At 57.9% G+C, this 25,074-nt stretch carries 19 protein-coding genes; 9 read left to right on the forward strand and 10 right to left on the reverse strand.

The features are described from left to right. The first annotated feature begins 11 nt into the window (after positions 1 to 11). From B195_RS07575 to brnQ, 7 genes are all read left to right on the forward strand, one after another. A complete protein-coding gene (locus B195_RS07575; protein ID WP_003446911.1) occupies positions 12 to 716 on the forward strand; it encodes a succinate dehydrogenase iron-sulfur subunit in 705 nt (234 codons plus the stop codon). A 260-nt stretch (positions 717 to 976) separates the two neighbouring features. Continuing rightward, positions 977 to 3,808 (forward strand): 2-oxoglutarate dehydrogenase E1 component, encoded by a 2,832-nt coding sequence (locus B195_RS07580; protein WP_003446913.1) that lies wholly within the window; start codon positions 977 to 979, stop codon positions 3,806 to 3,808. 40 nt (positions 3,809 to 3,848) lie between these two features. After that, complete coding sequence (gene odhB / locus B195_RS07585) at positions 3,849 to 5,066, forward strand: 2-oxoglutarate dehydrogenase complex dihydrolipoyllysine-residue succinyltransferase (RefSeq protein WP_003446915.1); 1,218 nt, start codon at positions 3,849 to 3,851, stop codon at positions 5,064 to 5,066. 103 nt (positions 5,067 to 5,169) lie between these two features. Continuing rightward, the gene (gene lpdA / locus B195_RS07590; protein WP_003446917.1) at positions 5,170 to 6,606 is read left to right on the forward strand and encodes a dihydrolipoyl dehydrogenase; all 1,437 of its coding nucleotides are present in this window, start codon (positions 5,170 to 5,172) and stop codon (positions 6,604 to 6,606) included. A 226-nt stretch (positions 6,607 to 6,832) separates the two neighbouring features. Next, complete coding sequence (gene sucC / locus B195_RS07595) at positions 6,833 to 7,999, forward strand: ADP-forming succinate--CoA ligase subunit beta (RefSeq protein WP_003446919.1); 1,167 nt, start codon at positions 6,833 to 6,835, stop codon at positions 7,997 to 7,999. Beyond that, positions 7,999 to 8,880, forward strand: a complete 882-nt coding sequence (sucD, locus tag B195_RS07600) for a succinate--CoA ligase subunit alpha (RefSeq protein WP_003446921.1) — start codon at positions 7,999 to 8,001, stop codon at positions 8,878 to 8,880. The genes sucC and sucD overlap by 1 nt, the downstream gene beginning before the upstream one ends. A gap of 426 nt (positions 8,881 to 9,306) precedes the next feature. Further along, positions 9,307 to 10,620 (forward strand): branched-chain amino acid transport system II carrier protein, encoded by a 1,314-nt coding sequence (gene brnQ / locus B195_RS07605; RefSeq protein WP_003446924.1) that lies wholly within the window; start codon positions 9,307 to 9,309, stop codon positions 10,618 to 10,620. 184 nt (positions 10,621 to 10,804) lie between these two features. On the opposite strand, the gene B195_RS07610 is transcribed toward brnQ, so the two are convergent. Beyond that, positions 10,805 to 11,065, reverse strand: a complete 261-nt coding sequence (locus tag B195_RS07610; protein WP_003446926.1) for a hypothetical protein — start codon at positions 11,063 to 11,065, stop codon at positions 10,805 to 10,807. Between the two features lie 234 nt (positions 11,066 to 11,299). Here B195_RS07610 and htpG point away from each other — a divergent pair, with 234 nt between their 5' ends. Together htpG and B195_RS07620 are read left to right on the forward strand one after the other, a co-directional pair. Further along, a complete protein-coding gene (htpG, locus tag B195_RS07615) occupies positions 11,300 to 13,204 on the forward strand; it encodes a molecular chaperone HtpG (RefSeq protein ID WP_003446928.1) in 1,905 nt (634 codons plus the stop codon). Positions 13,205 to 13,263: 59 nt separating this feature from the next. Beyond that, positions 13,264 to 13,992: a dienelactone hydrolase family protein gene (locus tag B195_RS07620; protein WP_003446930.1), complete on the forward strand. Its 729-nt coding sequence runs from the start codon at positions 13,264 to 13,266 to the stop codon at positions 13,990 to 13,992. A gap of 1,148 nt (positions 13,993 to 15,140) precedes the next feature. Here the strand turns inward: B195_RS07620 and yegQ are convergent. From yegQ to B195_RS07670, 9 genes are all read right to left on the reverse strand, one after another. Further along, positions 15,141 to 16,481 (reverse strand): tRNA 5-hydroxyuridine modification protein YegQ, encoded by a 1,341-nt coding sequence (gene yegQ, locus B195_RS07630; protein WP_003446937.1) that lies wholly within the window; start codon positions 16,479 to 16,481, stop codon positions 15,141 to 15,143. Positions 16,482 to 16,546: 65 nt separating this feature from the next. Further along, complete coding sequence (locus tag B195_RS07635; protein WP_003446939.1) at positions 16,547 to 17,428, reverse strand: aldose 1-epimerase; 882 nt, start codon at positions 17,426 to 17,428, stop codon at positions 16,547 to 16,549. 22 nt (positions 17,429 to 17,450) lie between these two features. Next, positions 17,451 to 18,362: a DMT family transporter gene (locus tag B195_RS07640; protein WP_003446941.1), complete on the reverse strand. Its 912-nt coding sequence runs from the start codon at positions 18,360 to 18,362 to the stop codon at positions 17,451 to 17,453. A 96-nt stretch (positions 18,363 to 18,458) separates the two neighbouring features. Beyond that, positions 18,459 to 19,739, reverse strand: a complete 1,281-nt coding sequence (locus B195_RS07645; protein ID WP_003446942.1) for a TRAP transporter large permease — start codon at positions 19,737 to 19,739, stop codon at positions 18,459 to 18,461. Beyond that, positions 19,740 to 20,267, reverse strand: coding sequence for a TRAP transporter small permease (locus tag B195_RS07650; RefSeq protein ID WP_003446944.1), 528 nt, complete (start codon positions 20,265 to 20,267; stop codon positions 19,740 to 19,742). Positions 20,268 to 20,328: 61 nt separating this feature from the next. Next, a complete protein-coding gene (locus B195_RS07655; RefSeq protein ID WP_003446953.1) occupies positions 20,329 to 21,312 on the reverse strand; it encodes a TRAP transporter substrate-binding protein in 984 nt (327 codons plus the stop codon). A gap of 62 nt (positions 21,313 to 21,374) precedes the next feature. Then, on the reverse strand, positions 21,375 to 22,262 hold the full coding sequence (locus B195_RS07660) for an SMP-30/gluconolactonase/LRE family protein (RefSeq protein ID WP_003446954.1): 888 nt from the start codon (positions 22,260 to 22,262) through the stop codon (positions 21,375 to 21,377). A 41-nt stretch (positions 22,263 to 22,303) separates the two neighbouring features. Next, positions 22,304 to 23,131, reverse strand: a complete 828-nt coding sequence (locus B195_RS07665; RefSeq protein WP_003446957.1) for an NAD(P)-dependent oxidoreductase — start codon at positions 23,129 to 23,131, stop codon at positions 22,304 to 22,306. A gap of 497 nt (positions 23,132 to 23,628) precedes the next feature. Continuing rightward, a complete protein-coding gene (locus B195_RS07670) occupies positions 23,629 to 24,882 on the reverse strand; it encodes an OprD family porin (protein ID WP_003446958.1) in 1,254 nt (417 codons plus the stop codon). Positions 24,883 to 25,074 lie beyond the last annotated feature (192 nt).

The raw sequence follows: 25,074 nt of genomic DNA on the forward strand, positions 1-25,074 counted from the left end.
GGGTGGCCGATATGTTGAAAGTCAGTGTTTATCGCTACAACCCGGATCAAGACGCCGCGCCGTTCATGCAGGAATTCCAGGTCAATACCAACGGTAAAGACCTGATGGTGCTGGACGTGCTGGCCTTGATCAAAGAGCAGGACGAAGGTTTTTCCTATCGTCGCTCGTGCCGTGAGGGCGTTTGCGGCTCCGACGGCATGAACATCAACGGCAAAAACGCACTGGCTTGCGTTACGCCGCTGTCTGCTGTCGTAAAAGGTAACAAGTTGATCGTTCGTCCTCTGCCAGGTTTGCCGGTTATCCGTGACCTGGTCGTCGATATGAGCATCTTCTACAAGCAATACGAGAAGGTGAAGCCGTTCCTGCAGAACGATACTCCGGCCCCGGCCATTGAGCGTCTGCAGTCTCCGGAAGAGCGCGAGAAGCTCGACGGTCTGTACGAGTGCATCCTGTGCGCTTGCTGCTCGACTTCGTGCCCGTCCTTCTGGTGGAACCCGGACAAGTTCCTGGGCCCTGCTGCACTGCTGCAAGCCTACCGTTTCCTGGCTGACAGCCGTGACACCAAGACCAGCGAGCGTCTGGCTTCACTGGATGACCCGTTCAGCGTATTCCGCTGCCGCGGGATCATGAACTGCGTAAACGTGTGTCCGAAGGGCCTGAACCCGACTAAGGCCATTGGTCACGTGCGTAGCATGCTGCTGCAGAGCGGCGTGTGATTCAAAGCTGTACTGCAGGATCGCTGTAACCGTAGATGCTACGGCGCAGGCTTCAACCGGCGCCGTAGTTTTAACCTGAGCAACAGCTCAAAAAGCTGCGGCTCTTATTTTGAAGAAATGAGACCAGCAGGGGCATCCGGGCTGGTACCCGGACTATCAGCGTGATCCTAAGTGGCTTGTTTTAGTCGCTGTATTCGGACTTTCTCAAGCGTGCTCTGGTGTTCTCGTCGATGGTGTCCCCTAACCGAGGGTGACCAAGCATGCAAGAAAGCGTGATGCAGCGCATGTGGAACAGCGGCTATCTTTCAGGTGGTAACGCTGCCTATGTGGAAGAGCTCTATGAGCTCTACCTGCACGACCCTAACGCTGTGCCAGAAGAATGGCGCACCTACTTTCAGACGTTGCCCAATGACGGCAACTCTGCCAACGATGTTTCGCACTCTACAATCCGCGACCATTTCGTGCTGCTGGCAAAGAACCAGCGCCGCGCCCAACCGGTTTCTGCCGGGAGCGTGAGCAGTGAGCATGAGAAGAAGCAAGTTGAAGTGCTGCGATTGATCCAGGCCTATCGGATGCGCGGCCACCAGGCAGCCCAGCTTGATCCGCTGGGGCTGTGGCAGCGTCCTGCACCTGCAGACCTGTCGATCAATCATTACGGCTTGACCAATGCCGATCTTGATACGACCTTCCGTGCCGGCGACCTGTATATCGGCAAAGAGGAAGCGAGCCTACGCGAAATTCTCGAAGCTTTGCAGCAGACATATTGCCGCACCATTGGCGCCGAGTTCACGCACATCGTCGATTCCGAGCAGCGCCACTGGTTTGAACAGCGCCTCGAAAGCGTACGTGGCCGTCCAACCTACTCGGCAGAGATCAAGGGCCATTTGCTTGAGCGCGTGACTGCTGCTGAAGGCCTGGAAAAGTACCTGGGCACCAAGTACCCGGGCACCAAGCGTTTTGGCCTGGAAGGCGGCGAGAGCCTGATTCCTTTGCTGGACGAGCTGATCCAGCGTTCGGGCAACTACGGCACCAAAGAAATCGTTATCGGCATGGCCCACCGTGGCCGTCTGAACGTTCTGGTCAACACCTTCGGTAAAAACCCGCGCGACCTGTTCGACGAGTTTGAAGGCAAGAAGAAAATCGAGCTGGGTTCCGGTGACGTTAAATACCACCAGGGCTTCTCCTCCAACGTCATGACCTCCGGTGGCGAAGTCCACCTGGCGATGGCGTTCAACCCTTCCCACCTGGAAATCGTTTCTCCAGTGGTTGAAGGTTCGGTACGTGCACGCCAGGATCGTCGTAACGACAAGACCGGCGAAAAAGTGCTGCCGATTTCCATCCACGGTGATGCTGCATTCGCAGGTCAGGGCGTGGTCATGGAAACCTTCCAGATGTCGCAGACCCGCGGCTTCAAGACTGGCGGTACGGTTCACCTGGTGATCAACAACCAGGTTGGCTTCACCATCAGCAACCCTGAAGACTCGCGCTCTACCGAGTACTGCACTGACGTCGCGAAAATGATCCAGGCGCCGATCCTCCATGTAAATGGTGATGATCCGGAAGCCGTATTGTTCGTGACCCAGCTGGCAATCGACTACCGCATGCAGTTCAAGCGTGACGTCGTGATCGACCTGTTCTGCTACCGCCGTCGCGGTCACAACGAGGCCGACGAGCCAAACGGCACTCAGCCGTTGATGTATCAGCAGATCGCCAAGCAGCGCACTACCCGTGAACTGTATGCCGAGCGTCTGACTCAGGAAAACGTGGTTGACGCAGAGCGCGTTCAGTCCAAGATCGACGAATATCGCAACGCGCTGGACAACGGTCTGCATGTTGTGAAAAGTCTGGTCAAAGAGCCGAACAAAGAGCTGTTCGTTGACTGGCGTCCGTACCTGGGCCACGCCTGGACTGCGCGTCACGACACGCGTTTTGATCTGAAAACCCTGCAAGAACTGTCGGCCAAGCTGCTGGAAATCCCAGAAGGCTTCGTGGTTCAGCGTCAGGTGTCGAAGATCTACGAAGATCGTCAAAAAATGCAAGCCGGCGGCCTGCCGATCAACTGGGGTTATGCCGAAACCATGGCATACGCGACCCTGGCGTTCGAAGGTCACCCGATTCGCATGACCGGTCAGGACATCGGCCGCGGTACGTTCTCGCACCGTCACGCCGTGTTGCACAACCAGAAAGATGCTGGCACCTACATCCCGCTGCAGCACCTGTACCAGGGTCAGCCACGTTTTGACCTGTACGACTCGTTGCTGTCTGAAGAGGCTGTACTGGCGTTCGAATACGGTTATTCGACCACCACGCCGGATGCTCTGGTTATCTGGGAAGCCCAGTTCGGCGATTTCGCCAACGGCGCCCAGGTTGTAATTGACCAGTTCATCACCAGCGGTGAGCACAAGTGGGGCCGTCTGTGCGGTCTGACCATGTTGCTGCCACACGGTTACGAAGGTCAGGGCCCGGAGCACTCCTCCGCACGTCTTGAGCGTTACCTGCAATTGTGTGCCGAGCACAACATTCAGGTGTGCGTACCAACGACTCCAGCGCAGATTTACCACCTGCTGCGCCGTCAGGTTATCCGTCCGCTGCGCAAGCCGCTGATCGTCCTGACACCCAAGTCGTTGCTGCGTCACAAATTGGCAGTCTCGACCCTGGAAGATCTGGCCGAAGGTTCGTTCCAGACCGTTATTCCGGAGATCGATGCACAGGATCCGGCGAAAGTCGGTCGCATCGTGCTGTGTAGCGGCAAGGTCTACTACGACCTGTTGGAAAAACGCCGTGCCGAAGGTCGTGATGACATCGCCATCGTGCGTCTTGAGCAGCTGTACCCGTTCCCTGAGGACGACTTGATTGAAGTCCTGGCTCCGTACAAAAACGCCAAACACATTGTCTGGTGTCAGGAAGAGCCGATGAACCAGGGTGCCTGGTACTGCAGCCAGCATCACATGCGCCGCATCATTGGCGGTCACGATAAATCTCTCGTACTTGAGTACGCGGGCCGTGACGCTTCTGCTGCACCTGCTTGTGGTTATGCATCGATGCACGCCGAGCAACAGGCAAAACTGTTGCAAGACGCGTTTACTGTTTAACGCCTTCGCGCACTGAAACCGAATTTAAGGAACCACGAACATGGCTATCGAGATTAAAGCCCCTACTTTTCCGGAATCGGTTGCCGATGGCACCGTTGCCACCTGGCACAAACAACCAGGCGACGCTGTAAAGCGCGACGACCTGATTGTTGACATCGAAACTGACAAGGTTGTGCTGGAAGTACTGGCTACAGCTGACGGCGTTCTGGGCGCCATCGTCAAGAACGAAGGCGACACCGTTCTGTCCGACGAAGTCCTGGGCTCCATCGTTGAAGGCGGCGCTGCTGCTGCCGCGCCAGCCGCTGCTGCTGCACCTGCCGCTCAGGCTGCTGCTCCTGCCGGCGAAGGCGAAGACGATCCTGTTGCAGCTCCGGCTGCTCGCAAGATCGCTGAAGAAAACGGCATCAACATCGCTTCCGTTGCCGGTACTGGCAAAGGCGGTCGTGTGACCAAGGAAGACGTGGTAGCTGCTGTTGCTGCCAAGAAGGCCGCTCCGGCTGCTGCTCCGGCCAAAGCCGCTGCTGCACCGGCTGCTCCTGTTCTGGCTGCGGGCGACCGTGTCGAGAAGCGTGTTCCGATGACCCGCGTTCGCGCTACCGTGGCCAAGCGCCTGGTAGAAGCGCAATCGAACATGGCGATGCTGACTACTTTCAACGAAGTGGACATGACCGAAGTCATGGCACTGCGTTCGAAGTACAAGGACCTGTTCGAGAAGTCCCACAACGGCGTACGCCTGGGCTTCATGTCGTTCTTCGTGAAAGCAACCACCGAAGCGCTGAAACGCTTCCCGGCTGTTAACGCTTCGATCGACGGCTCCGACATCGTTTACCACGGCTACGCCGACATCGGTGTTGCTGTTTCCAGCGACCGTGGTCTGGTGGTACCGGTTCTGCGTAACGCCGAACTGATGAGCCTGGCCGAAATCGAAGGCGGCATCGCCGCTTACGGTAAAAAAGCCCGTGACGGCAAGCTGTCGATGGACGAAATGACCGGTGGTACTTTCACCATCACCAACGGTGGTACTTTCGGTTCGATGATGTCGACCCCGATCGTTAACCCGCCGCAAGCCGCAATCCTGGGCATGCACAACATCCTTCAGCGTCCAATGGCAATCAACGGTCAGGTTGTAATCCGCCCGATGATGTATTTGGCTCTGTCCTACGATCACCGCTTGATCGATGGCAAAGAAGCTGTAAGTTTCCTGGTAGCAATCAAAAACCTGCTGGAAGATCCAGCGCGTCTGCTGCTGGATATCTAAATAGCAGCGGCAAGCTGCAAGCGCCAAGCCTCAAGCTTAATAGCTGACGGGCTTCAAACTTGCAGCTTGCGGCTTGTAGCTTGTTGCTAAAAGGGAACCTTTTATGACACAGAAATTTGACGTTGTAGTGATTGGTGCGGGCCCCGGCGGCTACGTTGCCGCCATCAAGGCCGCGCAACTGGGTCTTTCGACTGCTTGCATCGAAAAGTACACCGACAAGGAAGGCAAACTGGCACTGGGCGGTACTTGCCTGAACGTCGGTTGCATTCCATCCAAGGCGCTGCTGGACAGCACCTGGAAGTATCACGAAGCCAAGGATGCTTTTGCCATCCACGGCATCACCACCGGTGAAGTGAAGATGGACGTTGCAGCGATGATCGGCCGCAAGGCCAACATCGTTAAAGGTCTGACTTCCGGCGTTGCTACCTTGTTCAAGGCCAACGGTGTGACTTCCCTGCAAGGCCACGGCAAACTGCTGGCCGGCAAGAAAGTTGAACTGACCAAGCCGGACGGCAGCGTTGAAATCATCGAAGCCGAGAACGTGATTCTGGCTTCGGGTTCGCGTCCGATCGACATTCCGCCGGCACCGGTAGACAACAACATCATCGTTGATTCCACCGGCGCACTGGAATTCCAGTCCGTACCCAAGCGTCTTGGCGTTATCGGCGCTGGCGTAATCGGTCTGGAGCTGGGTTCGGTATGGTCCCGTCTGGGCGCTCAGGTAACTGTTCTGGAAGCCCTGGACACGTTCCTGATGGCTGCCGACGCTGCCGTGTCCAAAGAAGCCTACAAAACCCTGACCAAACAAGGTCTGGACATCAAGCTGGGCGCTCGCGTTACCGGTTCCAAGGTTAACGGCGAAGAAGTCGTTGTGACCTACACCGACGCCAACGGCGAACAGACCATCACCTTCGACAAGCTGATCGTAGCCGTTGGTCGCCGTCCGGTGACCACCGAGTTGCTGGCAGCTGACAGCGGTGTGACCATTGACGAGCGCGGTTTCGTGTTTGTTGACGATCATTGCGCCACCAGCGTTCCGGGCGTATTCGCCATCGGTGACGTGGTTCGCGGCATGATGCTGGCACACAAGGCTTCTGAAGAAGGCATCATGGTTGTCGAGCGCATCAAGGGTCACAAGACCGAGATGAACTACGACCTGATTCCATCGGTTATTTACACTCACCCGGAGATCGCGTGGGTCGGTAAAACCGAACAGGCCTTGAAAGCTGAAGGCGTTGAAGTTAACGTCGGCACCTTCCCGTTCGCAGCCAGTGGCCGTGCCATGGCAGCAAACGACACCGGTGGCTTTGTCAAAGTCATTGCTGATGCCAAAACTGACCGCGTACTGGGCGTCCACGTGATTGGCCCGAGCGCTGCAGAACTGGTTCAGCAGGGCGCGATCGGTATGGAATTCGGCACCAGCGCCGAGGACCTGGGCATGATGGTTTTCTCCCATCCGACCCTGTCCGAAGCGTTGCACGAAGCAGCACTGGCAGTGAATGGCGGCGCCATCCACATTGCCAACCGCAAAAAACGTTAATACCAGACAATAAGAAACCACGGCGGTTTGCCCGTCGTGAGCCTTGCACGCAAGCCTCACCGCGGAACTTCCGCCGGACGCAGTCTTATGTCGCTTGAGCCAGATCCGACCTCGCCCACGCGGGAGTCGGGCTGGTCCGGGCAGCACAAGCAGCAGTCACAGGTGGTGCGGCACTAATCCAAGTGCAGCGCCGAATGCGCAGTACCTAACGAAGACGGTAAAAAGCATGAATCTTCACGAGTATCAGGGTAAGCAGCTGTTCGCTGAATACGGCCTGCCAGTATCCAAGGGTTATGCAGTAGATACCCCGGAAGCAGCCGCAGAAGCTTGCGATAAAATCGGCGGGACTGAATGGGTTGTCAAAGCCCAGGTTCACGCAGGTGGTCGCGGTAAAGCGGGCGGCGTTAAGCTGGTTCGCAGCAAAGAAGACGCTAAAGCATTCGCACAACAGTGGTTGGGCAAGCGTCTGGTGACTTACCAGACTGATGCCAATGGTCAGCCGGTCACCAAGATCCTGGTTGAATCGTGCACTGATATCGCTAAAGAGCTGTACCTGGGCGCTGTCGTTGACCGTTCGAGCCGCCGCATCGTGTTCATGGCTTCCACCGAAGGTGGCGTGGACATCGAGAAAATCGCTCACGACACTCCAGAAAAAATTCTGAAAGCTACTATCGATCCACTGGTTGGCGCACAGCCATTCCAGGGTCGCGAGTTGGCATTCCAGCTGGGTCTGGAAGGCAAGCAAGTTGCTCAGTTCGCCAAGATCTTCGTAGGTCTGGCCAAGCTGTTCAAGGATCACGATCTGGCCCTGCTGGAAGTGAACCCGCTGGTAATCAAGACTGACGGCGATCTGCACTGCCTCGATGCGAAAATCAACATCGACGCCAACGCCATGTATCGTCAGCCTAAGCTGAAAACTTTCCACGATCCGTCGCAAGACGATCCGCGCGAAGCGCACGCTGCCAAGTTCGAACTGAACTACGTGGCACTGGAAGGCAACATCGGTTGCATGGTCAACGGTGCTGGCCTGGCCATGGGTACCATGGACATCGTCAACCTGCATGGCGGCAAGCCAGCCAACTTCCTTGACGTTGGTGGCGGCGCAACCAAAGAACGCGTAACTGAAGCGTTCAAGATCATCCTGTCCGACAGCAATGTCGCTGCAGTACTGGTCAACATCTTCGGCGGCATCGTTCGTTGCGACATGATTGCCGAAGGCATCATCGGTGCAGTGAAAGAAGTCGGCGTGAAAATCCCGGTGGTTGTTCGCCTTGAAGGCAACAACGCTGAACTGGGCGCTAAAGTACTGGCAGAAAGCGGCTTGAACATCATCGCTGCTACCAGCTTGACCGACGCTGCTCAACAAGTTGTTAAAGCTGCGGAGGGCAAGTAATGAGCGTCCTGATCAATAAAGACACCAAAGTTATCTGCCAGGGTATTACCGGTTCGCAAGGTAGCTTCCACACCCAGCAAGCCATCGAATACGGCACCAAGATGGTTGGTGGCGTAACTCCTGGTAAAGGCGGCACCGAGCACCTGGGTCTGCCAGTGTTCAACACCGTGAAAGAAGCTGTAGCAGCCACTGGCGCAACCGCCAGCGTGATCTACGTTCCGGCTCCTTTCTGCAAGGATTCCATCCTTGAAGCAGCGTTCGGCGGCATCAAGCTGATCGTTTGCATCACTGAAGGCATTCCTACCCTGGACATGCTTGACGCTAAAGTTAAGTGCGACGAACTGGGCGTAGTCCTGATCGGCCCTAACTGCCCTGGCGTTATCACTCCAGGCGAATGCAAGATCGGCATCATGCCAGGTCACATTCACTTGCCAGGCAAAGTAGGCATCGTGTCGCGTTCCGGCACCCTGACTTACGAAGCTGTCAAGCAAACTACTGACGCCGGTTTCGGTCAGTCGACTTGCGTTGGTATCGGTGGTGACCCGATCCCGGGCTCCAACTTCATCGACATCCTGAAGTTGTTCCAGGAAGACCCGAAGACCGAAGCGATCGTAATGATCGGTGAGATCGGCGGTTCGGCTGAAGAAGAAGCGGCTGCCTACATCAAGGCACACGTGACCAAGCCGGTTGTTTCCTACATCGCTGGTGTGACTGCCCCTGCTGGCAAGCGCATGGGCCATGCTGGTGCAATCATCTCTGGCGGCAAGGGTACTGCAGACGAGAAGTTTGCTGCTCTGGAAGACGCAGGCGTTAAAACCGTGCGTTCGCTGGCAGACATCGGCAAGGCTCTGTCCGAGCTGACTGGCTGGGCAATCAAGTAAGCCTCGCGCTTAACTGATAGTTACACCAGGCAAAGGCCACCTTCGGGTGGCCTTTGTGCGTTTGGGGAATTAAACAGCGAGTGGTGCTGCAAGCTGGCTTGATGCCGGGTGCGCGCGAGCAAACTTGCTCCAATAGTTATAATAACTTTAGGAGAAATCCTATTTACGAATAAGAAAATCACATCAAAACGATTTTCGATGTCATTTAAGCGACAACTGCGTTCGTTCATCGGACAGTGCGCCCTGTAACAGTGCGCGCCATGGAAAAAATCGGTAACCTTGCCGCCAACTCTGCATTTCTGCGTATGCATCCCAAAAGGAAGCCGCGCGCTAGACGGGTCGGCCTTATTCAGGCTGACAGCATTTCCCACATCCGCACGGGAAATTCCCCTCTAAATTCCGATTCAGTAGTGTGGTATTTCCGTAATGAAAGTTTTGAAAGGCCAGGACATTCTGGCACTTGGGTTTATGACATTTGCCCTGTTTGTCGGGGCTGGCAATATCATTTTTCCACCTATCGTTGGCCTGCAGTCCGGACCTCACGTCTGGATGGCTGCACTGGGTTTCCTGATTACTGCTGTCGGCCTGCCGGTGGTTACCGTCATTGCGCTGGCTAAAGTCGGCGGCGGCATGGATGCACTGAGCAGCCCGATCGGCAAACTGGCTGGCGGCATACTTGCAGCTGTTTGCTACCTGGCTGTCGGTCCGCTGTTCGCCACCCCGCGTACAGCCACCGTATCCTTTGAGGTCGGCCTGGCCCCTTTGACCGGTGAAAGCCCGCTGGCGCTGTTTTTGTACAGCTCGGTGTACTTCCTGATCGTGTTCTTCGTGTCGTTGTATCCGGGCCGCTTGCTGGATACCGTTGGCCGCTTCCTGGCGCCGCTGAAAATCATTGCCCTGGCGATCCTCGGCATTGCAGCCTTTGCCTTGCCTGCCGGTGATATTGGCGTTGCGACCCCGGAATACGTGGCAGCACCGTTCTCCCAGGGCTTTATCAATGGCTACCTGACCATGGATACCCTCGGCGCACTGGTGTTCGGCATCGTGATCGTCAACGCAATCCGTTCCCGCGGTGTCGAATCGCCAAAACTGATTACCCGGTACGCAATCATTGCCGGCCTGATCGCCGGTGTCGGTCTGGCGCTGGTATACGTCAGCCTGTTCCGTCTGGGTGCGGGCAGCCATGAAGTGGCCGCCGGTGCAACCAACGGCGCAGCCGTACTGCACGCCTATGTTCAGCACACCTTCGGTTCGCTGGGCAGCGGTTTCCTGGCCGTATTGATTGCCCTGGCGTGCCTGGTTACTGCCGTTGGCCTGACCTGTGCCTGCGCGGAATACTTCAGCAAGATACTGCCGCTGTCCTACAAGACACTGGTGGTCATCCTCGCCGTATTCTCGCTGTTCGTCTCCAACCTTGGTCTGACCAAGTTGATCGCCTTCTCGATCCCGCTGCTGACGGCAATCTACCCGCCATGCATCGTCCTTGTGGCCTTGAGCTTCTGCAAAGGCTTGTGGCATGCGCAGGCACGGATTGTTGGCCCGGTGATGCTGGTGTCGTTTATCTTCGGCACTATCGATGCGCTGAAAGGCGCAGGTCTGGGTGAGTGGATTCCTGCCCAGCTGGCCAACATGCCATTCAGCAATCAGGGGCTGGCGTGGTTGGTGCCGAGCCTGGTGATCTTGCTGGCTGCAGTGATTTGCGACCGTATGCTGGGTAAGCGTCAAGAAGCTATCGCGTAATGACCGGGCACGCCAAAAGCGCGCTTTGAGTCAATCAAAAAGCCCTGCATCCAATGGATGCAGGGCTTTTTTTATGGTCGAACTTTTAAACCCTGAGTTGAACATTGCCGGTTTGATTTGTTGATCTCCAGATGCAACAAAGCCTGCACTAGGCAGGCTTTGTGGTGCCGCTCACAAAAGCAGATTACTTGCTTTCTGGAGTTGCTACAGGTGCAGCCGGAGCAGCTTCTTTGGCAGCCGCTTCATTGGACTCGGCCTGAGCTTTAGCCGCTTCAGCGTTCTCTTTGGCTGCATCGTTCACTTTGTCTTGGGCTTCGTTCATTTTTTCCTGGGATTGCTCGGTGTGCTGAGCCGCCTCTTGGGCTTTATCTTCGGATTTCTTGTCGCAGGCCGCGAGACCGAGGGTGGCAGCCAGCATCAAAGCAACAGCGAAAGTATTACGCATGGGGTGTTTCTCCTTATGAGTAGATCTACTGGGCGTTTGAGCACGTGCTGTGCGCTTAAGTTCCATGGCGGTTCATATATATAAACGACGGCTTAAACACAGCCTGCGCGCGGTAAAAGCGAGGCATTGAGAGTACAGGCCTTGAAATTTAAACCTTAGCCCCCAACTTTCATGACATCCCGCCGCCAACCCTCTCGGGCGTGGCTCATGCCATCTAATCGGAGTTTGATAACAATGAGCGTGGAAACTCAAAAAGAAACCCTGGGCTTCCAGACCGAGGTCAAGCAACTGCTACACCTCATGATCCATTCGCTGTACTCCAACAAGGAAATTTTCCTTCGCGAATTGATCTCGAACGCCTCTGATGCTGTCGACAAATTACGTTTTGAAGCGCTTTCCAAGCCTGAACTGCTGGAAGGCGGTACTGATCTGAAAATCCGTGTCAGCTTCGACAAGGACGCTAATACCGTCACTCTCGAAGACAACGGTATTGGCATGAACCGCGATGACGTGATCACCCATCTGGGTACGATCGCCAAGTCCGGCACCGCCGATTTCATGAAAAACCTGTCGGGCGACCAGAAAAAAGATTCGCATCTGATCGGTCAATTCGGTGTGGGCTTCTATTCGGCCTTTATCGTGGCTGACAAGGTCGATGTCTTCAGCCGCCGTGCCGGCACTCCTGCAAGCGAAGGCGTGCATTGGTCCTCCAAAGGCGAGGGCGAGTTTGAAGTAGCAACCGTCGAGAAAGCCGATCGCGGTACCAAAATCGTGCTGCACCTGAAGAAAGGCGAAGAAGAGTTCGCTGACGGCTGGCGCCTGCGCAACATCATCAAAAAGTATTCCGACCATATCGCCCTGCCAATCGAGCTGCCTAAAGAGCAGACCGTCGCAGAAGGCGAAGAAGCACCGGCACTGGAATGGGAAACCGTCAACCGCGCCAGCGCTCTGTGGACCCGTCCTCGTACTGAAGTCAAGGACGAGGAATACCAGGAGTTCTACAAGCACATTGCCCACGACTACGAGAACCCGCTGGCCTGGAGCCACAACAAGGTTGAAGGCAAGCTGGAATACAGCTCGCTGCTCTACGTGCCGGCCCGTGCTCCGTTCGACCTGTATCAGCGTGAAGCCCCGAAAGGCCTGAAGCTGTACGTACAGCGTGTGTTCGTGATGGATCAGGCAGAGTCGTTCCTGCCGTTGTACCTGCGCTTCATCAAAGGTGTGATCGATTCCAATGACCTGTCGCTGAACGTGTCGCGGGAAATCCTGCAGAAAGACCCGATCATCGACTCCATGAAATCGGCGCTTACCAAGCGTGTGCTCGACATGCTGGAAAAACTGGCGAAGAACGAGCCTGAGAAATATCAGGGCTTCTGGAAAAACTTTGGCCAGGTGATGAAAGAAGGCCCGGCTGAAGATTCCGCCAACAAGGAAAAAATCGCCGGTCTGTTGCGCTTTGCTTCGACCCACGGTGACGACGGCGAACAGAATGTTGCTCTGGCCGACTACCTGGCCCGTGCCAAAGAAGGTCAGGACAAGATTTACTACCTGACCGGCGACACTTACGCCCAGGTCAAAAACAGCCCGCACCTTGAAGTCTTCCGCAAGAAAGGCATCGAAGTGCTGCTGTTGACCGATCGTATCGACGAGTGGCTGATGAGCTACCTCAGCGATTTCGACGGCAAGAGCTTTGTCGACGTGGCACGCGGTGATCTCGATCTGGGCAACCTGGACTCGGAAGAGGACAAGAAAGCCGCAGAAGAAGTCGCCAAGTCCAAAGAAGGCCTGGTTGAGCGCATCAAGGCAGCGCTGGGCGAAAGCGTCAGCGAAGTGCGGGTATCGCACCGTCTGACCGATTCACCTGCCATTCTGGCCATCGGTGAGCAGGACCTGGGCATGCAAATGCGCCAGATCCTGGAAGCCAGCGGGCAGAAAGTGCCGGAATCGAAGCCGATCTTCGAGTTCAACCCGGCTCACCCGCTGATCGAGAAACTCGATGCGGAGCCGAGCGAAGAGCGTTTTGGCGACCTGTCGCACATCCTCTTCGATCAGGCAGCCCTGGCGGCCGGTGACAGTTTGAAAGACCCGGCAGCTTATGTCCGTCGTCTAAACAAACTGTTAGTAGAGTTGTCGGTGTAACTGAGCTATAAAAAACCCGCTTCGGCGGGTTTTTTTTGTTTCGAATTCAGGAGTTTTTAATGAAATCTATTTCGGTCAGTTCCGTTGCCTATCAAATCGACGGCCTGCCATACGAAGGCCGCCTGGCCTTTGACCCGAGTCGAGAAGACCCGCTGCCGGGGTTGTTGATGGCACCGAACTGGATGGGCATCAGCGAGGGCGCCGAAGAGATCGCCAAGTCGGTGGCAGAGCAGGGCTATGTGGTGTTGATCGCCGACCTCTACGGCCAGGCTACACGCCCCGCCAATGGCGACGAGGCGGGCGCGGCGATGATGCCGCTCAAGAACGACCGCGCCTTGTTGCGCAAGCGCATGTGGGCAGCCTATGACGTGCTGAAAAACCAGGGCCTGGCAGTGGTCGACAGCAGCAAGCTGGCGACCTTTGGCTTCTGTTTCGGTGGTTGCTGCTCGCTGGAACTGGCGCGCAGTGGTGCGCCGTTGAAAGCGGCCGTATCTTTTCACGGGACCCTGGATACGCCCAACCCGATCGATGCCAGAAGCATTACCGGATCAGTGCTGGTCCTGCATGGCGCTTCCGACCCGCTGGTACCCCGGGAGCAACTGCCGGCTTTCGAAGCCGAGATGAACGCTGCCGGCATCGACTGGCAATTGACCAGCTATGGCGGCGCCGTGCACTCCTTTACTGATCCCCATGCCAACGTGCCGGGCAAAATGATGTACGACGCCAAAACCGCGCACCGGGCGTTCACCGCCATGCACAACCTGCTGGATGATGTGTTCAGGGACTGACACCACACTGTGGGAGCCAGCTTGCTGGCGATGATTTCGGCTCAATCCTGCAGATACAGCCGGTTGCCTGCATCGCTGGCAAGCCAGCTCCCACAAGGGTGTAAGGGCCCTGTGGGAGCCAGCTTGCTGGCGATGGTTTCGGTTCAATCCTGCAGATACAGCCAGTTGTCTGCATCGCTGGCAAGCCAGCTCCCACAAGGGTGTATGGGCCCTGTGGGAGCCAGCTTGCTGGCGATGGCTTCGGCTCAATCCTGCAGATACAGTCGGTTGCCTGCATCGCTGGCAAGCCAGCTCCCACAAGGGTGTATGGGGCCTGTGGGAGCCAGCTTACTGGCGATGGTTTCGGTTTAATCCTGCAGATACAGCCGGTTGCCTGCATCGCTGGCAAGCCAGCTCCCACAAGGGTGTATGGGCCCTGTGGGAGCCAGCTTGCTGGCGATGGCTTCGGCCCAATGCTGCAGATACAGTCGGTTGCCTGCATCGCTGGCAAGCCAGCTCCCACAAGGGTGTATGGGCCCTGTGGGAGCCAGCTTGCTGGCGATGGCTTCGGCCCAATCCTGCAGATACAGTCGGTTGCCTGCATCGCTGGCAAGCCAGCTCCCACAATTGTGTATGGGCCCTGTGGGAGCCAGCTTGCTGGCGATGGTTTCGGCCCAATCCTGCAGATACAGTCGGTTGCCTGCATCGCTGGCAAGCCAGCTCTCACAATGGTGTATGGGCTCTGTGGGAGCCAGCTTGCTGGCGATGGCTTCGGCTCAATCCTGCAGATACAGTCGGTTGCCTGCATCGCTGGCAAGCCAGCTCCCACAAGGGTGTATGGGCCCTGTGGGAGCCAGCTTGCTGGCGATGGCTTCGGCTCAATCCTTCAGATACAACCGGTTGCCTGCATCGCTGGCAAGCCAGCTCCCACAATGGTTTAAGTGTCAGGTCCGGGCTCTGTGGGAGCCAGCTTGCTGGCGATGGCTTCGGCCCAATCCTGCAGATACAGTCGGTTGCGGGCATCGCTGGCAAGCCAGCTCCCACAAGGGTGTATGGGTTCTGTGGGAGCCAGCTTGCTGGCGATGGTTTCGGCTCAATCCTGCAGATACAGCCGGTTGCCTGCATCGCTGGCAAGCCAGCCCCCTCAAGTTTGTAAGTCATCGGTGGGGCTATGCCGTGCGCTCTATGGTTTCGCTTACGGTCAAATCCCGCATCAACAACCCGTAGTTCAAATCCACCTGCTCCGGAATCGGCAGGTATACGGTGTGGCCGTCACCCGGTGCCACCTGAATCGGCAACCCGGCGCTGTTGTGTAGATGGTCAAGATCGAAGTGATAGTTGCCCCGGGGCGTCATCAATTCCAGATGATCACCCAAAGCGAAGCGGTTTTTGACTTTTACTTCTGCCAGCCCGTTGCGCCGCTCGCCCGTGAGCTCGCCCACAAACTGTTGGCGATGGGACAGCGAGCTGCCATGCAGGTAGTTCTGATACTCGTCGTGCACATGGCGGCGCAAAAAGCCCTCGGTGTAACCGCGTTGCGCCAGTGACTCCAGATCGGTCATCAGGCTGTGGTCAAATTCACGACCGGCCACCGCATCATCAATCGCCTTGCGATACACCTGGGTCGCCCGTGCGCAGTAGAAATGCGATTTGGTACGGCCTTCGATCTTCAGCGAGTGCACCCCCATCGCGGTCAGGCGCGCAACGTGTTGCACCGCACGCAAGTCCTTGGAGTTCATGATGTAGGTGCCGTGTTCATCCTCGAACGCCGACATCGGTTCGTCCGGGCGACTGGCTTCGTGCAGGACGAACACTTCATCGCTGGGGGCTCCCACGCCCAGGGTTGGCTCAACGATGTTGACCACATTGCCCAGCTCGTTTTCCGTTGCCGGCTTTGCCTCGTACTTCCAGCGACAGGCATTGGTGCAACTGCCCTGGTTGGCATCACGCTTGTTCATGTACCCCGACAGCAGGCAACGGCCGGAGTAGGCCATGCACAGCGCGCCATGCACGAAAATTTCCAGTTCCATGGCGGGTACTTTCTGGCGGATTTCCTCGATTTCTTCCAGCGACAGTTCCCGCGACAGAATGATCCGGCTCAAACCCTGCTGGTGCCAGAATTCGACACTGGCCCAGTTCACGGTATTGGCTTGTACCGACAAATGAATCGGCATGTGCGGGAAGTGTTTGCGCACCAGCATGATCAAGCCCGGATCGGACATGATCAGCGCATCCGGGCCCATGGCAATCACCGGCTCCAGGTCTTTGAGGAAGGTGCGCAGCTTGGCATTGTGCGGGGCGATGTTGACCACCACGTAAAAGCGCTTGCCCTGAGCCTGGGCTTCGGCGATACCGATGGCCAGATTGTCGTGGTCGAATTCGTTGTTGCGCACCCGCAGGCTATAACGTGGCTGACCGGCATACACCGCGTCGGCGCCATAGGCGAAGGCGTAGCGCATGTTTTTCAGGGTGCCGGCAGGGGCAAGGAGTTCGGGCGGTGCAAGTGGCATGGTCAGGTCATTCGCAAAAGGGCGCGATGGTAGACCAGGCCGAATGCCGCACTATTGATCTGGGTCTACAAAACGCCTCGGAGCGGCCGGTAACCCAGGCTCAAAGCCAGCCCCGCCGATTGCCCCTTGTGCAATAAATGCAAGCCCGGGCGACCTGGCAGGTGATGGGCATTGACCGGGTGGCTGACCGGCTCGAAGCAGAAAAAATCCTCTCCGGCAGGGCAGTACACCAGGCAGTACGGGGCACCCGTGGCCCGGCACTCCAGCTCGTAGCCCAGGTCTGGCTGGCTGATCAGCCCATGGCCATCCCAGCCGGTAAAACAGTTGTCGAGTCTTGTCTCGGGCAGGCTGGCGAGCTGGTTGAAATCCCGTTCGGCCGTCAAGGGCGCAAGGTGTGTGGGCAGCCCGTCGGTATCGCACAGCCAGATCTGTGCAGTGCGGGCCTGTAAGCGGGTGCGGGGAGTGCGGGGGAAATAGGGATGCAGCCCCAGGCCATGCCAGGCGGCACGCTCGTCCTGATGGGTAACGCTCAGTTCGATGCGCAATTGACCTTCGCTCAGGCGGTAACGCAGCTGCGCGTGGTAGGCGAAGGGCACAGTGCTATCGAGTCGCAGGCAGGCATGCTGCGCGGTGTGCTCAATCACACTCCAGGGTTGTTGCCAGCCACTGCCATGGATGGGCAGGGCTGAGGTGGGGCTGTTGGGCTGCAGCACAAACCAGTGCTGCGGGCCGTCAAAACCGCCACCGCCGATGCGGTTCGACCAGGGCACCAGTGGATAGCACGCTAGGCGTCCCGGCAAACCGCTGTTCAATGCCGTGTCGGCACTGGGGCGCAACAGCGGCTGGCCGCTGGCGATGACACTCCAGTTGACAATGCTGGCACCGATCATCGGCGCCAGTGTCAGCCGGGTCAGGCCGTCTTCCAGGATCAACGTCTCGGGCCGCATGGCCGCTACCTCCACTGAGCAATCACGCGGCACGCCGCCACGTCAGCATTACAATACCGGCGACCACGATCAGGCCACCGATCACCTGACTGCTGCTGAGCAACTGGTCCAGAATCAGCCAGCCAAACAGCAGGCTGGCCACCGGTTCAACGTTCATGACCGGGGCATTACGCGCCATGTCCAGGCGGGTCAGGCAAATAAACAGCAGGCAGAACCCTAGCCCATAAAGAGCCACCAGGCAGGCAAGGGCGGTCCAGCCGGTTGACGAGCCGGGCAGTGAAACGCCTCCCGGCAATACACCGCTGACCCCGGCGACTGCCGCGACGCTGAATACAATCAGCATCGTCAGCATGCTGCGCACCGTGCCGCGCACGCTCGACAGCTTGTGGTCAGTGATCCACAGCGCGCAGGCAAAGACAGAAGCTGCGGCGAACCCGAAGGCAATGCCTTCCAGCCATTGTGCTTCGGTTGTGCCTTGATTCGACAGGCGCTCGGGGACGTCCAGGGCAAACGCCAGCCCGAACATGATCACGCCCATCAATACCGCTGCCCGCCGGGTCGGGGCCGAGCCGCCCAGGGCCCAGGTCAGCAGCACCAGCAGGATCGGCGCCACGTTGGCGATCAGCAATGCCAGGGCCACGGGGATGCGGGCCACGGCGGAATAGATAAAGAAGCTTTGCGCCGCGATCAGCACCCCCAGCAGCACTTGCCAGCGCCAGTGGGCGGGGGTTAACCGGGGGCGTTCACGTTGCCACAGCACCAGGCCGGTCAGTACCAGCAGGGTCACGCCGGCGCGGCACAGAATCGCCAGCAGCAGGCCGGTGTCATGGTCAAAGGCGATCCGCGCGGCGATGTGATTACCGGCAAATGCACAGGCCAGCAACACCAGCAGCAACACCGCGACATGACGGGGAAACAAAGCAGGAGCAGACATGAGTAACCAGCCTCCTTGGCTGGAAATAAAGCTGAAAACCCGTAGGAACGAGCTTTTAAACCGCTCGCGAGCAAGCTCGCTCCTACAGAGGGGGGGTTACAGCACCACGCTTGGCAGCCACAGCGAGATGGCCGGAACGTAGGTCACCAGCATCAGCACCAGCAGCAGGGCCGCATAGAACGGCAGCAGGGCTTTGACGGTGTTTTCGATCGTGACCTTGCCCACGGCGGCACCGACGAACAGGACCGCACCCACCGGCGGGGTAATCAGCCCGATCCCCAGATTGACCAGCATGATCATGCCGAAGTGCACCGGGTCGACACCGATCCCGATAATCACCGGCAGCAGGATCGGGGTCAGGATCAGAATCAGCGGCGCCATGTCCATCACCGTGCCCAACAGCAGCAACATGACGTTGATGCACATCAGGATCACGTAGCGGTTATCCGACAGCGTCAGGAACGCTGTGGTGATCTTCATCGGGATCTCCATCAGCGTCAGGATGTAGCCGAAGCTGGCAGCAAAACCGATCAGGATCATCACGATGGAAATAGTGCGCACCGCCCGGTGCATCAGCTTGGGCAGGTCGCGCCATTTGTAGTCGCGATAAATGAACATGGTGACGAAGAACGACCAGAGCACGGCGATGGCCGCGGACTCGGTGGCGGTGAAAATACCCGACAGAATGCCGCCGAGGATGATGACCATGGCCATCAGGCCCCAGAGCGCATCGCCGGCGATTTTCAGCGCCTGGCGCAGCGGAATCACTTCACCCTTGGGGTAGTTGCGCTTGCGCGCAAAGATCATGCACAGCCCCATCATCACGGCACTAAGCAGCAGCCCCGGAAAGATCCCGGCCATGAACAGCGAGGCGATCGACACCGTGCCACCCGCAGCCAGCGAGTACAGCACCGAGTTGTGGCTCGGCGGTGTAAGCAAAGCCTGGACCGAACCGCTGACGGTGACCGCCGTGGAGAACTCCCGGGGATAACCGGCACGTTCCATTTCCGGAATCAGCACTGAGCCCACCGAGGCGGTGTCGGCCACCGAAGAGCCGGAAATCGCCCCGAAGAAGGTCGAGGCCACGATATTGACCAGTGACAGGCCACCGCGTACGAAACCTACCAGCACCCCGGCAAACGCCACCAGCCTGCGGGACATGCCGCCCTCGGCCATGATCGCACCCGCCAGAACGAAGAACGGAATCGCCAGCAGGGAGAATTTGTTCACGCCGCCGGCAACCTGAATCATCAGCGCGTCGAACGGAATATCAATCCACCATGCGCCAATCAGCGCCGAAAGGCCCAGGGCGTACGCCACCGGCATACCGAGAAGGATCAGCGCAATAAAACTGCCCAACAATACCAAAGCATCCATTTAGACGGCCTCTTCGCTGGCTTCTACGATGTCGAACCGCACCGCGCGGCGATGGCTCTGGTCACCCAGAAAGAGTTTTTCCAGGACAAAAACCAGGGTCACCAGCCCGCCAATGGGAATCGGCAAATAGGAAATCCCGACCCGCAAGGACGGCATCTCGCCGAGGAATTGATTCCAGGTGGTGGCGCACAGCTTGAAGCCCTTGACGGCCATGAACAGGCAGACCACCACCATCAGCAGCTGCACCAGCAAGGCGGCCTGTTTGCGCACCATTGGCGGCATCCGTTCGACCGCCATCGACACCGCCATGTGCGCGCCGGCACGGTAACTGGCGGCCGCGCCAAAGAAGGTAAAAACCACCATCAACAAGATGGCGACGGGCTCTGGCCAGCTGGAGCCCGAGCCCAGTACATAGCGGGCAAAAATGCCCCAGGGAATGATCAGGGTCATGGTCAGCACCGATAAACCGGCGATCCCGATACAGACCCGATACAGCATGTCGTTCAAGCGCAGTACGGTATTTTTCATGGGGCTCACCACTGCGGCGGTGACGGGGCGGGGCCCGTCACTGCGGCATAATCGGACAGGCTTATTGGACCGCTTCAATACGCGAGATCAGGTCTTTGTAGTCCGCCCCGTATTTGTCACGAACAGGCTGAGTGGCGTCGTAAAAGGCTTTTTTCTGTTCCGGGGTCAGGGTGATGAACTCCACCCCGGAAGCCTTGAGTTTTGCTTCAGCGTCAGAAGACTTTTTGTCCCACAGAACGCGCTCTTCCATCTGTGCTTCACGGGCTACCTTCTGCACCAGTGCCTGTTGCTCCGGGCTGAGCTTGAGCCAGGTGGTTTTGGCAATCACGATCGGCTCGGGCAGGATCAGGTGATCAGTCCAGGTGAAGTACTTGGCGTTCTGGTAGTGGTTGTGTTCGAGGAAGGTCGGCGTATTGTTTTCTGCACCGTCGATCACCCCGGTCTGCAGGGCGCTGAAGATCTCGCCCGTGGCCATGGCGATGCCATTGCCGCCCATGTCGTTGATGGTGTCGATAAATACCGGGTTGCCCTGGACCCGGATTTTCATGCCCTTGAGGTCTGCGATCTGACGTACAGGCTTCTTGGTGTAGAGGTTGCGGGTGCCGCCATCCATCCACGCCAGGGCGACCATGTTGAAGTCGGAGTTGGTGATCTTGTCGAGCATCTCCTGGCCGATTTCACCGTCGATGATTTTGCGCATGTGTGCCTGGTCGCGGAACACAAAGGGCAGGTTGAACGCATTGGTCTCGGGGACCACCGGCCCGAGGATCCCTAGGCTGACCCGGGTCATTTGCACCGCGCCGGACTGCAACTGCTCGACCACTTCTTTCTCGGAGCCCAGCACGCCGCCGGCAAACATCTTGAAGCTGATATCGCCGTTACTTTGATCCTGCAGCTTCTTGCCCATGTCCTGTTCGGCCACTACCGGTGGATAGCCAGCCGGGTGAACTTCGGCGAATTTGATTTTGATTTCGGCCTGGGCAGCGCCCGAAAGGCAGAAAGCCAGCGGTAGAGCAGCAATAAGCAAGGTGCGTTTGAAATCCATGGGTCACTCCAAGTATTGTTTTTTTTATATCAAGGTGTCGGATCAGCAATGTCGGTAAACAGTCAGTTGTTGAAGGCGGGCTCCACCAGCCCCTTGATCCCCGGCCTGAGGGCGAACACGCCGCCCGCCAGGGGTTGATCGCTGATATCGCCTGCCGGACGAATCGAGGTGACGAACAGGGTGTCCATGTCTGCACCTCCGAAGGCGCACATCGCAGGCTTCTTCACCGGTACGGCAAGGGAGCGGTCGAGTTTGCCTGCGGGGGTAAAACGGTGGATCAGGCCGGCATCATTGCCGCAGATCCAGTAGCAGCCATCGGCATCGACGGCAGCGCCATCAGGGCGTCCCGGATGCTCCAGCATGTCTACGAACAGGCGACGGTTGTACGGCGTTGCGCTGTCGATGGCGTAATCGAAGGCCCAGATTTTTTGCACCTTGGGGTGTGAGTCCGAGAGGTACATGGTTTTGCCGTCGGGGCTGAAAGCCAGGCCATTGGGGACGATAAAACCGTCCAGCTGAGCCGTTAGCGGTTCTGTCTGACCTGCGCTATAGCGATACATCGCCCCGCACTGCGCACCTGCGGCCATGTCCAGCAGCATGGTCCCGGCCCAGAAGCGGCCCTGGCGGTCACAGCGGCCATCGTTAAAGCGCATGCCGGGTTGAGCATGGTCAACGCCTGCCAGCAGGCGGGTGTCGAGACCGCCGTCGGCCCGGGGCTTGAGGCTGAACAGCCCGCTTTGCATGCCGGCGATCCAGCTGCCGTCGCTGCTGCGGGCGATGCAGGCAAGCATTTGCGGGGCATCCCAGCTCTGGCTGCGACCGTCGATCAGGCTCCAGCGGTGCAAGCGTGCGGCGGGAATATCCACCCAATACAGCGCCTGTTCTGCTGCGCTCCAGACCGGGCTTTCGCCCGTGGCATTGCGTGCATCGAGAATGAGTTCGGCGGTCATGGGGCTACCCCTGTCGGTCGTGTTCTTGTCAGCGGCTGTGTTCAGTCGTCGCCGAAGGGGCCGGCTGCGACGAAGGCTCCGCCCTGGTAAATCATGCTCGGGTCATTGGCCGCCGGCATTGGCTGGGCTTCAACCTTGGCGCGAAACACCTCTGAACTGTCCTTGGGGGCAAAGCCCAGATGGGCCGCGTAGCGGTTGTCCCACCACAGATTCGGATTGTTTGACGCGCCGTAGACCACCGTGTGCCCGACGTCCGGTGTGTACAGTGCGCGTTCGAGCAATTGGGTCAGATCGGCAAAACTCAGCCAGGTGCTGAGCATCCGGCGGTTTTGCGGTTCGGGGAAGGATGAGCCGATGCGGATGCTGACGGTTTCGATGCCATAGCGATCGAAGTAGAAGGTGGCCATGTCTTCGCCATAGGACTTGGACAGACCGTAATAACCATCGGGGCGGCGCGGGGAGCGGGCATCGAGGGTCTGGTCCTGTTTGTAAAAACCGATCACATGGTTGGAGCTGGCGAAAATCACCCGTTTGACGCCATGGCGTCGAGCCGCTTCATAGATATGGAACACCCCGGAGATGTTCGGCCCGAGGATTTCTTCGAACGGGCGCTCAACCGAGACTCCACCGAAATGCAGGATGGCATCTACGCCTTCAACCAGTTGCTGAACGGCGTTTTTGTCGGTGAGGTCGCAGGGGTGTATTTCCTCGCTGCTGTCGACAGCGGGAGCCATAGGCGCAATATCAGAGAGTCGTAAAACCCTGGCGTAGGGCTTTATGCTTTCACGCAGTACCTTCCCCAGGCCGCCGGCCGCGCCGGTGAGAAGAAGGCGATTGAAGGGATTTTGGACAGTGTGCGAGGTTGCCATCAAGAGACCCTTTTTTATTATTGATGTCATCTGTTGTCGTATGACATGGCCGGGATTATTCGCAGTCCTTTAGGGTGTTGTCAATGCACCGAGGGTCAAAACATAGTGTGGCGCTATCATTTTGTCATCATGACGGCGAGCGTATGGGCGTGGGAGCGGGCAGCAACGATGGGCGTGGGAGCTGGCTTGCCAGCGATTAAGACGCTGCGGTTTGTCAGCGACAGCCCGGTGCGCCCCCCGCAGACAAACCCACTCCCATAGGGGAAGCGGGCAGCAACGATGCGATGGGTGTGGGAGCTGGCTAGCCAGCGATTCAGACGCTGCGGTTTGTCAGCGACAGCCCGGTGCGCCCACCGCAGACGAGCCCGCTCCCAGAGGGGGAGCGGGCAGCAACGATGCGCTAGGTGTGGGAGCTGGCTTGCCGGCGATTCAGGCACTGCGGTTTGTCAGTGACAGCCCGTTGATCCGATCGTGAGCAAACCCGCTCCCACAGGGGGTTACAGCAGCGACAACGGATAGCTGATGAAGATGCGGTTTTCATCATATTCGTTAGTGCTGTAGTCACGACGCATGGTCGAGTTGCGCCAGCGCATGTTCAGGTCTTTGAAGGTACCGGTCTGGATGGTGTAGGCCAGTTCCGATTCGCGACCCCATTCCTTGCCGTCAGTGATGGCGCCGGTGTGGATGTTATCGCCGCTCAGGTAGCGGTTCATCATCGTCAGGCCGGGTACGCCGAACACTGCGAAGTCAAGGTCGTGACGCAGCTGCCAGGAACGCTCCTTGGCAAGGTCGTAGCTGGAGTTGTAGCTGTCGTTGGCCAGGGTGCCGCCGCTGGTGCCGTTGACGCGCATCCAGCCATCATCGCCGCTGACTTTCTGCAGGCCGACATACAAGGTGTTGCCTTTGTATTTGGCCGAAAGCAGGGCGTATGCGGTTCTGTTGTTCAGGTCGCCGGCCAGTTTGCTGCCGTCGTCCTTGCCCCAGAAATAGCCGAGGTTGGCGCCCAGGGTCACATCACCAACAGGCTGGGTGTGCAGGACGTTAAGGAATTGCTGCTGGTAAATATCTTCCAGCTGCGCGTACCACAGGCCGACCTGGGTGTGCTTGTCGTTGAAGCTGTAATCGCCACCGGCAAAGTTGAAACGGTCGGACGTGAACGCGCCTTTTCCGTTAAGCGACATATCTTCCATGCTCGCATCGTTACGCGGGCTGTTGCCCCGGAACTGGCCGCCATAGAGGTTGAGACCGGCGATCTCTTTGGAGGTGATCTGGCCGCCACGGAAGGTTTGTGGCAGTGAGCGTCCGTCGTCCGAGCGCAAGATCGGCAGTACCGGCATCCACTCACCGATTTTCAGTTCGGTGTTGGAGATCCTGGCCTTGGCTGCAACACCCAGACGGCCGAAGTTGTCGGCCGGTTCGCCATCGCCATGGGTCGGCAGCAACTGTGTGCCGACCGTGCCTTTACCGCCATCGAGCTTCTGCGAGTACAGGCCCAGGACATCAATCCCGAAACCGACGGTACCCTGGGTAAACCCGGACTTGACGTCGAGAATGAAGTTTTGCGTCCACTCTTCAGCCTTGCTCTGCGGATAGTCCGGGTTGGTGAAGTTGCGGTTGATGTAGGCATTACGCAAGGTAAGGGTGGCCTTGGTGTCTTCCACAAAGCCTTCAGCCAGGCCGGTCAGCGGTAAAGCCAGGCTCATGCTGCCAAGACCGAACAAGACCAGTGACCGAGTGTTTTGATGTTTCATTATTGTTACGCTCCCATTTTTTGGCATAGCACTTCCCGTGACCGTCAGAAGAGCGGTCAGCGATTCAAAGGACGTGCGTGGTGCCCTGAAGTCAGGGCGGCGACTCAAGTCGCTGAAGCGAGAGAGTCTTTTGCTTGCGCACTAGGCGTCAGCAAATTCTGCAGGTGATCGTTGCGTGGAGGATCGTGCTGG

The sequence above is a fragment of the Pseudomonas sp. Lz4W genome, assembly GCF_000346225.2.
In the GTDB taxonomy this organism is placed as follows: domain Bacteria; phylum Pseudomonadota; class Gammaproteobacteria; order Pseudomonadales; family Pseudomonadaceae; genus Aquipseudomonas; species Aquipseudomonas paraversuta.

Coding starts and splice junctions, on each gene's coding strand:
- brnQ (WP_003446924.1), top strand. CDS start 9,307: ATGAAAGTTTTGAAAGGCCAGGACATTCTGGCACTTGGGTTTATGACA.
- odhB (WP_003446915.1), top strand. CDS start 3,849: ATGGCTATCGAGATTAAAGCCCCTACTTTTCCGGAATCGGTTGCCGAT.
- sucD (WP_003446921.1), top strand. CDS start 7,999: ATGAGCGTCCTGATCAATAAAGACACCAAAGTTATCTGCCAGGGTATT.
- sucC (WP_003446919.1), top strand. CDS start 6,833: ATGAATCTTCACGAGTATCAGGGTAAGCAGCTGTTCGCTGAATACGGC.
- B195_RS07660 (WP_003446954.1), bottom strand. CDS start 22,262: ATGACCGCCGAACTCATTCTCGATGCACGCAATGCCACGGGCGAAAGC.
- B195_RS07650 (WP_003446944.1), bottom strand. CDS start 20,267: ATGAAAAATACCGTACTGCGCTTGAACGACATGCTGTATCGGGTCTGT.
- yegQ (WP_003446937.1), bottom strand. CDS start 16,481: ATGCCACTTGCACCGCCCGAACTCCTTGCCCCTGCCGGCACCCTGAAA.
- lpdA (WP_003446917.1), top strand. CDS start 5,170: ATGACACAGAAATTTGACGTTGTAGTGATTGGTGCGGGCCCCGGCGGC.
- B195_RS07665 (WP_003446957.1), bottom strand. CDS start 23,131: ATGGCAACCTCGCACACTGTCCAAAATCCCTTCAATCGCCTTCTTCTC.
- htpG (WP_003446928.1), top strand. CDS start 11,300: ATGAGCGTGGAAACTCAAAAAGAAACCCTGGGCTTCCAGACCGAGGTC.
- B195_RS07645 (WP_003446942.1), bottom strand. CDS start 19,739: ATGGATGCTTTGGTATTGTTGGGCAGTTTTATTGCGCTGATCCTTCTC.
- B195_RS07580 (WP_003446913.1), top strand. CDS start 977: ATGCAAGAAAGCGTGATGCAGCGCATGTGGAACAGCGGCTATCTTTCA.
- B195_RS07655 (WP_003446953.1), bottom strand. CDS start 21,312: ATGGATTTCAAACGCACCTTGCTTATTGCTGCTCTACCGCTGGCTTTC.
- B195_RS07640 (WP_003446941.1), bottom strand. CDS start 18,362: ATGTCTGCTCCTGCTTTGTTTCCCCGTCATGTCGCGGTGTTGCTGCTG.
- B195_RS07635 (WP_003446939.1), bottom strand. CDS start 17,428: ATGCGGCCCGAGACGTTGATCCTGGAAGACGGCCTGACCCGGCTGACA.
- B195_RS07575 (WP_003446911.1), top strand. CDS start 12: ATGTTGAAAGTCAGTGTTTATCGCTACAACCCGGATCAAGACGCCGCG.
- B195_RS07670 (WP_003446958.1), bottom strand. CDS start 24,882: ATGAAACATCAAAACACTCGGTCACTGGTCTTGTTCGGTCTTGGCAGC.
- B195_RS07620 (WP_003446930.1), top strand. CDS start 13,264: ATGAAATCTATTTCGGTCAGTTCCGTTGCCTATCAAATCGACGGCCTG.
- B195_RS07610 (WP_003446926.1), bottom strand. CDS start 11,065: ATGCGTAATACTTTCGCTGTTGCTTTGATGCTGGCTGCCACCCTCGGT.